Annotated in this window: 7 protein-coding genes; all 7 read right to left on the reverse strand. The window is 62.7% G+C overall.

The genetic code is table 11. The features are described 5' to 3' along the window. Positions 1–50 precede the first annotated feature (50 nt). The 7 genes from N5D53_RS07435 to alaC all read right to left on the reverse strand — a co-directional run bounded on the left by N5D53_RS07435 (position 51) and on the right by alaC (position 8,029). Complete coding sequence (locus N5D53_RS07435; protein WP_266022519.1) at positions 51–2,576, reverse strand: TonB-dependent receptor; 2,526 nt, start codon at positions 2,574–2,576, stop codon at positions 51–53. 76 nt (positions 2,577–2,652) lie between these two features. Then, positions 2,653–3,624, reverse strand: coding sequence for a FecR domain-containing protein (locus tag N5D53_RS07440; RefSeq protein ID WP_190869683.1), 972 nt, complete (start codon positions 3,622–3,624; stop codon positions 2,653–2,655). Then, a complete protein-coding gene (locus N5D53_RS07445; protein WP_012051229.1) occupies positions 3,621–4,148 on the reverse strand; it encodes a sigma-70 family RNA polymerase sigma factor in 528 nt (175 codons plus the stop codon). Before N5D53_RS07445 ends, N5D53_RS07440 begins: the two co-directional genes overlap by 4 nt. Before the next feature lie 56 nt (positions 4,149–4,204). After that, on the reverse strand, positions 4,205–4,768 hold the full coding sequence (locus N5D53_RS07450; protein WP_003248588.1) for a GNAT family N-acetyltransferase: 564 nt from the start codon (positions 4,766–4,768) through the stop codon (positions 4,205–4,207). Positions 4,769–5,034: 266 nt separating this feature from the next. After that, complete coding sequence (locus tag N5D53_RS07455) at positions 5,035–5,418, reverse strand: YkgJ family cysteine cluster protein (protein ID WP_003248590.1); 384 nt, start codon at positions 5,416–5,418, stop codon at positions 5,035–5,037. Between the two features lie 161 nt (positions 5,419–5,579). Then, positions 5,580–6,707: a hypothetical protein gene (locus tag N5D53_RS07460; protein WP_129932828.1), complete on the reverse strand. Its 1,128-nt coding sequence runs from the start codon at positions 6,705–6,707 to the stop codon at positions 5,580–5,582. 113 nt (positions 6,708–6,820) lie between these two features. Continuing rightward, positions 6,821–8,029 (reverse strand): alanine transaminase, encoded by a 1,209-nt coding sequence (alaC, locus tag N5D53_RS07465; RefSeq protein WP_004576357.1) that lies wholly within the window; start codon positions 8,027–8,029, stop codon positions 6,821–6,823. Positions 8,030–8,190: the final 161 nt, after the last annotated feature.

Here is an 8,190-nt window from a genome sequence, read left to right on the forward strand (position 1 = left end):
AACGGGACAGCCTACGACCTTAACCCAGGCCCTGCCCCGCTTCCAAACCCTCAATAGGTGCCGCGCAGGGTCACCATGAAGTTGCGTGGCTCACCATAGTAGTTGCCATAGGTCGAAGTACCCACGGTTTCGTAGTACTTCTTGTCGAACAGGTTGTTGCCGTTGAGCGTGACGTTCCAGTGATCATCGACACGGTATTCGACCAACGCGTTCCAGATCGCATAGCCGCTCTGGTCGAAGTCGAACGGTACGTTTCGCTCAACCAGCGCGCCGCTGCTGTCATAGCGATTCACTGTACCGCTCATGTACGTGGCGCTTTGCACCTGCACGCCACCGCCGACCTTGAAGTCGCTGAGGATACCCGGCAGCCGGTAGGTGCTGTACAGCTTGAACAGGTGCTTTGGCATCACCGTGCTCAGCGGTGCATCGGCGCTACGGTTGCGGTTCAGGTTGAAGGTGTAGCCCCCCACCAGCATCCAGTCCGGCAGCAGCTCGCCAGACAGCTCCATGTCGATGCCCTTGCTCACCACCTTACCGTTGGACACATAGCAGCAGCTGCCCGAGAAGCCGGCGTTGGTGGCCAGGAAGTTCGGGTCTTGCACCGCTTCGTTTTCGCGGGTGCTGTAGTACAGCGCCACGCTGGCGTTGAGTGCGCCGTTGAACAACTCACCCTTGAGGCCGGTTTCGTAGGTTTTGCCGGTCATGGGCTCAAGCGGCGAACCGCTTTGCGCAGGGCCGCTGATTCGGCTGGACTGCGGTTTGTAGATTTCCGAATAGCTGGCGTATGTCGACCATTGATCGTCAAGGTCGTAGACCAGGCCACCGAACGGGGTGACCTTCGTGCCTATACGCTGCTCCGGGCTGGAGATACTTGCTGGCGAGGTCAGGTTGTTGGTGTAGGTCTGCCAAAAGTGGAAACGCTGTGCACGCGCCCCGACAATCAGGTGCAGGGGTTCGGCCAGCTGCAAACGCAGGCTGCCGTACAGGCCGTACTGGCGTTGCGAGTTGGGGCTGTAGTCGCGCTTGTAGTCACGCCCGTTGCCGGGGTCGTCGAACGCCGAGCTGTCGGGGTCGAACACGTTGGCCGGCGCGCCCGAGGCGGCATAAGGCGCAGTGCCCAGCCACCGGCTGTCGATCTTCTGGTAGTCGGCCCCGAAGACCACTTCATGGTCCAGACCAAAGGCCTGGAAGTGGCCAGAGACGTTACCGTCATACAGGTGCTGCTCGTTCTCCTGGCGGGTCGAGGTGCCGTACCAGGTCGCCCCGGTATTGGTCACCGGGTCTACTGCATTCAGGGTGGTCGCCGTCTTGAACAGCCCAAGGTCCCAAGTGTTGGTGTAGCTGAGGTTGAGCTTCCAGTCGTCGTTGAATCGGTGGTCCACCTTGGCGAAGTACTCGCGCGCGGTGGCGTCGAGGTAGGCCCAATTCTTGGTCAGGCCGGTATGCCGTGGCAGGTTCAGGTCAGCACCATTGCTGTAGCGCGGCACCGCGCTGTTGCTGCCGGTTTCGTGGGATTTGTTGTAGCGAGCACCGAAGGTGAGCATGGTGTCGTCCGTAACGTCCGCCTCCAGCACGCCATACACCAACGGCCGCTCGGTGGCGCGGTTGTCGGTGAAATACTGGCGATCGGTGTTGGACATCACCAGGCGACCGCGCACGCGACCATCCCAGCCCAGCGGGCCGGACAGGTCGAACTCCTGGCGATAGTTGTCCCAGCTACCGGCCGACAGGGTCAGCTTCAGCTGGTTAAAAGAAGTCGGCCGCTTGCGCACCATGTTGATGATGCCACCCGGGTCACCCGAGCCACCATACAACGCAGCAGTACCACGCAGTACCTCGATGTGGTCGAACTCGGCCAGTTCGAAGATGTTCGACGAATAGAACGAACCCATGGCGGTCCCCAGCGCCTGCGGTGCAGCGCCGTCGATCTGCAGGTTCTGGATACTGAAACCACGCGAGATGAAGTCCTGGGTGCGGAAGGTGGTGCTCTGGGTGACGATGCCCGGCGTCACTTTCATCGCCTGGTTGATGTCGGTCAGTTGCTGGTCTTCAATCAGCTGGCGGGTCACGGTCGACACCGATTGCGGCGTCTGGCGCAGGCTGGTCGGGGTCTTGGAGCCAACGCTGATCAGGCCCGGTGCGTAGGAGCCGGTGTTCTCGGTACTCTGGCCCATGCCCTGCCCGGCTACTGTGGTCACGCCAAGTTCCATCGCGTCACTGCTCACCGCCGCTTGCGGCTCGGCCACCAGCCGGTAGCCGTTATCGCTACGCTCTACCCGGTAGCCACTGCCGGCCAGCAACACGGCAAAACCGCTGTCCACCGAATACAGGCCATGCAGACCGTTGCTTTGCAGGCCGGCCAGTGCTTCAGGGGTGAAGGCCAGCGACACGGCGGCTTGCTGGGCATAGCTACCAAGCGCCTGGGCCAGGTTGCCGGCGGGCACGTCGAAGCTACGGCGGGCGGCCTCCTCGGCGACGGCCGGCAGGGCCGCAACGGATAGGGCCAGCCCGGCGCAGGATAGGCGCAAGGCCAGGGCTAGCGGGCTGAGGACGGGGTGGCCAGGGAATCGGCGCATGGTGGATCGGCTCCTTGTTCTTGATCGGTTGGCCTCTTCTCTGACGGGCCACTGCGCAGAAGCGGAACCACCTGGATCAATTTTCTCGTGAGACGGGTTCGACCGTGGTCCACCAGCGGCCAACGCCGCCGATACGAATCGGCAGCGCCTCGGCCAACAGGCGCAGGGCCCTTTCGCTGTCATCCAGAGGCAGTACCGCCGACACCTTGATCGCCTGCATTGCCTGGCGGTCGAAGCGCAGCACGCCACGGCGTTGCTCGGCCAAGGCATCGAGCACCTGGTCGAGCGGTACGCCGTCGGCCACCAACTGGTGATGCTGCCAGGCTCGATCGACCCGCGCCGGGTCGATGGCCGGCAACGGACCAAGCCCGTCACGCGCCACCCATGCCCGCTCGCCCGGGCCGACGACCAACTGATCGCCGGACACGGCAGTGCGCGCCTCGACCCGGGACTCAAGCATGGTCAGCTCGCTGCGAGCGCGGCCTTGGCTGACCACGAAGCGCGTACCCAGCGCCTTGAAGCTGCCTTCGTCGGTCTGTATCACGAAGGGTCGAGTCGGGTCATGGCTGACATCCACCAGTACTTGGCCATGCAGCAGGCGGATGCGCCGCTCGCCAGTGCTGAACTCGACATCCACGGCAGAGTTGCCCGCCAAGGTCAGCTGCGAGCCATCTTCCAGGGTTTGGCTGCGCCACTCCGCCGGCGCGGTATGCAAGTCGGCCAGCCAGTCGCGCGGCGTTCCACCGGAAAGGCTCAGTGTGCCCAGCAAGGAGATTGTCAGGGCCAAACCGAGCAAAGTGCGCCGTGCGCCCGAGCCTGGCGCCGAAACCCGTACGCCGGCGCGCAGCCCGGCGCCCACCGGGCCGCGTTGCTCGCGCAGTGCCTGCACCTGGCTGATCACCCCTTGCATGCGGCGCAAGGTGGCGCCGTGGCGTGGGTCGGCCTGCAGCCATGCGTCGAACTCACGCGCCTCGTCGGCATCCAGCTCACCCTCGCCCAGGCACAGGGCCCATTCGGCAGCTTCCTGTTCGATACGCGAGGGGTTCACGGTTCGGCAATGTCCAGCGTGCGGTGGCAATGGATCAGGGCCTGGGCCAGGTACTTGCGCACCATGCGTGGGGAAATCTGCAGGCGTTTGGCAATCTGAGGCTGGGTCAGGTCGTCCAGGTAGTAACCGACGAAGGCCTCGCGGGCATTCACGTGCAGGCCTTCCAGCAGGAAAGCGATCTGCTCCAGCGCTTCGAGGGTGATGAGGATGCTTTCGGGAGACTGGTGCCCTTCCAGCGCCTCGGCAGCCAAGGCAAGTTCGCTGAGGTAGGCCTCTTCGATTTGCTGTCGGCGCACCCGGTCAATCAACAGGCGGCGTGCAGTGGTACTGAGGTAGGCGCGTGGCTCGCGCATGCCCAGCAAGGCATCACGCGAGGCCAGGATGCGCACGAAGGTGTCCTGGGCCAGGTCGGCTGCGCTGTGCGAACAACGCAGCTTGCGACGTAGCCAGCTGAAAAGCCAGCCATGGTGCTCGCTGTACAGCTGTTCAAGCGGGTACGGGCTCGGTGAGTCGGCTACGGGCATGGGGCACCGGGACACAAGTGAGAATTGTTCCCGAATAGTAGCTATTCGCCGTAAGACTATGCAACAGGTGGTTCGAGCAACAAGCCGTAAATGCCAGAGTCGGACAGCTCACCCGCCACGCACCAGCGCGCCCGCAAGGTGCCCTCCAGCACGAAGCCCTGGCGCTCAAGGGTGCGTGCCGAGCCTTGGTTGCGCGGATCGATTTCGCCTTCCAGGCGGCGCATGTGCAGGGTGTGGGCGAGGTAGTCGATGAAGCAGGTCAGAGCCTCGTCCATGTAGCCCCTGCCCTGCACGGCGCTAGCCAGGCAGTAGCCGATTTCGCCACGGCGGGAAATGTCGTCGATGTTGAACAGCTGGACCATGCCGATCAGTTCGCCGTTGTCGCGGCGGTACATGCCAAGCTTGAGCTGGTCGCCATTGGCATAGGCTTCGCGGTCGGCGGCCAGGGCGCTCTCGGCTTCGGCCAGGTCTTGCCAGGGTGCATGGTGCCAATAGCGCATGACCTCGGGGTCGGCCATGATCGCCAACCACTGCGCGGCATCGGCATGGCGCATGGGGCGCAGTTGCAGGCGTGGGCTGTCGAGGCAGAGGTCACTGGGGAAACTGCGGGGTGGGGTCACGCCGGATCTCCTGTCCATTGCTGGGGAGATGACAGTTTAACGTCAAGTGCAGGGTTCAGGCATCTCGGGGCAGCTTTGCAGCCCGTCGCCGGCAGGTTCACCACAGGCCAGGAGCCTTTCACGCTACCTGTGGGAGCGGCCTTGTGTCGCGAAAGGGCTGCAAAGCAGCCCTGGCAATTCTCGCGGTGCCGCTGATGCCTGGGGCCGCTGTGCGGCCCTTTCGCGACACAAGGCCACACATCGACCGCGTCAGGCTGATCGATACTTCAGGCCACCTCAGCCCCATCATCCGGCCAATGCGGCTCGTTGGCCTCTGGCGGGGTCAGCGGCGGCAAACCATACGCCGCCCGCGCATCATCACAGCTCGGGTTATGCACCCCACCCTCCCACGACGCATCAAACTCGCGGCACGGGCTGGAACGGTTGGCGTAAATCGTACACGCCACCTCTTTACCGATCTCGCCCTGAAGGCTGACACAGCGGCAGGGCTTGGCATCGGTGCCGATCATGGCAACGCGCGTGGGGTTGATCTGTACCACCAGGTCGTCCGGCACTACGCCCCCGGCAGACTGGCATTCGCCCCAGAAGAAGGACACACGGAAGTACCCGCAGCAGGCGCCGCAGTCAAGGCAAGGGTTATATTCAGACATGATGTCACGGAGGGAAGGTTGTTGTTATCGGGGCTGGCCCGCGGCGCCATTTTTAATCCAAGCAGGGGCCGCTGGATAGAGGGGGAATGCAAAAAAAAATGCCGCTGATCCGGCTGCCGGACAAGGACGGCCAATACCTTCGCCGGCCGCCCCCTTTTCAGTCAGCAGATGGGCTGGTAGGTCTCTGCATCCCAGCGTTGCAAACCTAGGCCTGCGCTCGGCTCGTAGCCACCTCCCTGCACCTTGCTGAATTGCGTATGCGCCTCACCACAATGCACCAGACGATCGTTCTCATCGCCCTCGGTGAGTACCGTGTAGGACTTACTGCGCATGGCCTGATACTGCCTGTCGGCAGCCGCCATGACCTGGTGATACTTCATCAACTGGCAGTTGCTCAAGGCCAGACGTTTGTCCAGCTGCACGCCCCAGCGGGTCAGGCAAACCTCGGCAAAGTGGCGAACGATCAGCCCAGGTTCGGTCAGCACCTTGCCATCGCCTGCGCCATCAGCCGAGGCGTTGCCCACCAGCGTGGCATGGCGGCCCGGCATCGGGTAAACGCATATCCGTGTTTCTTTGGCGACCGAAGGGATCACGCAGGCAAAACCTTTGGAGCGCTCATCCCTTGAGTAGAAGCCTACGTACTCTTTGACATTGTCCGCCAAGGTTACGCGCTCGGCCTGTAGGTTACCGACGCCAGGCACCGGGTCGATGGCAAATATGTTCACCGGTATGCCGCGCAATACCGGGTCTTGCGCCATGGCATTGGCCAGCATGTGGCAGCTGATCCCTCCCCTGCTCCAGCCCACCAGATTGACCTGGGTTGGCAGGCGCGGTTTGCGGAACATGCTGATGATGCGCTCCTGCAGTTCCTGCGGGGTCGGGTGGCGATCGCCGTAGTCGTAGGTTCGCCAGAACCATGAGGCGGAGGAAGACACGTCCGGAATGGGCACACCGGCAGCTTTCAGCCGCTCGTATTCTTGCTCACTGAGTTTGGTGCGCCGCCAGCTGCTTTCACCTTTGATGACCTGCAGCACATGGTTGACGTTCTCCTCCCAGCCGCGGCCAAACAGCTGGCCGGTCCAGTTGAAATAGCCGCCGGGTTCGACGAACAGGTTGTCATCCTGAAGGTTGCCGCTGCCTGGGCCGTCGACGGCGATCCAGTGGGCAAATTCCCGGCTCTGGTCGTTGCTGGCCAGGGTCGAGACCAGCTCGCCATTCCAGAAGTTGGGATTGGCGTCGTCGAAACGGTGCGAGCCAGTGCCGCAGAAGTAGGCGGTGAAGACACTCATGGGGGATCTCTTTGGTGAGAAATGAGTGCTGACGGTAGGCGTACGGGTAACCAGAAGGCAGGCGGAAAGCTCACCCAAGAGGCAGGTGGGGCTGCTTCGCAGCCCCTTTGGGCTTACTTGCGAGCCAAACCATCAGCCCGGAACATTTGCCGGATCCCGCGGATGGCCTGGCGAATACGGTCCTGGTTCTCGATCAACGCAAAGCGCACATGGTCGTCCCCATAGTCACCAAAGCCGATCCCCGGCGACACGCAGACCTTGGCCTCGGCCAGCAGCTTCTTGGAGAACTCCAGCGAACCCAGGTGCGCATACTCCGGCGGGATCTTCGCCCACACGTACATCGACGCCTTGGGGTTCTCAACCATCCAGCCCAGTTCGTGCAGCCCTTTGACCAGCAGGTTGCGACGCTGGCGATACTGCTCGGCAATGTCGCGCACGCACTGTTGGTCGCCTTCCAGCGCGGCAATGGCTGCAACCTGTAGCGGGGTGAAGGTGCCATAGTCGTGGTAGCTCTTGATCCGCGCAAGGGCGCTGACCAGCTCGGGGTTGCCGACCATGAAGCCGATGCGCCAGCCGGCCATGTTGTAGCTCTTGGACAGGGTGAAGAACTCCACCGCAATGTCCTTGGCACCCGGCACCTGCATGATCGACGGGGCTTTCCAGCCGTCGTAGACGATATCGGCATAGGCCAGGTCATGCACCACCAGTACGTTGTACTGCTTGGCCAGGGCCACCACGCGCTCGAAGAAGTCCAGTTCCACGCACTGGGCAGTCGGGTTGGACGGGAAGCCCAGGATCATCATCTTCGGCTTGGGGATGGACTCGCGAATGGCCCGCTCAAGCTCGTTGAAGAAGTCCACACCCGGCACCAGCGGCACCGAACGCACCTGGGCACCGGCGATCACTGCGCCGTAGATGTGGATCGGGTAGCTGGGGTTGGGCACCAGCACCGTATCGCCCTGGTCGAGGGTGGCCAGCATCAGGTGGGCCAGGCCCTCTTTCGAGCCGATGGTGACGATGGCTTCGCTTTCCGGGTCGATGTCGACCTCGTAGCGGTCCTTGTACCAGTTGGAGATGGCCCGGCGCAGGCGCGGGATGCCGCGAGAGGTGGAGTAGCCGTGGGTGTCTTCACGCTGGGCGACCTGTACCAGCTTCTCGACGATGTGCGGCGGGGTGGCGCCATCGGGGTTGCCCATGCTCAGGTCGATGATGTCCTCGCCACGACGGCGGGCAGCCATCTTGAGCTCGGCGGTAATGTTGAAGACGTAGGGGGGGAGACGATCGATGCGCGCAAAGCGGCGCGGCGAACCTGGGTTGGCCATGGCTTCCTCTGAGTACGTAAGCGCCCGGAACCGTCCGAGCGACGTTGGCCGATGTGGCGGCCTGAATCAGAAGATAGTGCCGAAACATGATCCGTGTAAAGGACAATTTCCTGTTTTGTTAGAACTTTTCAGATCTATTGTTTGAAAATCAGAGATTTATA

Source organism: Pseudomonas sp. GD03862 (assembly GCF_029840855.1).
Taxonomy (GTDB): Bacteria; Pseudomonadota; Gammaproteobacteria; order Pseudomonadales; family Pseudomonadaceae; genus Aquipseudomonas; species Aquipseudomonas alloputida.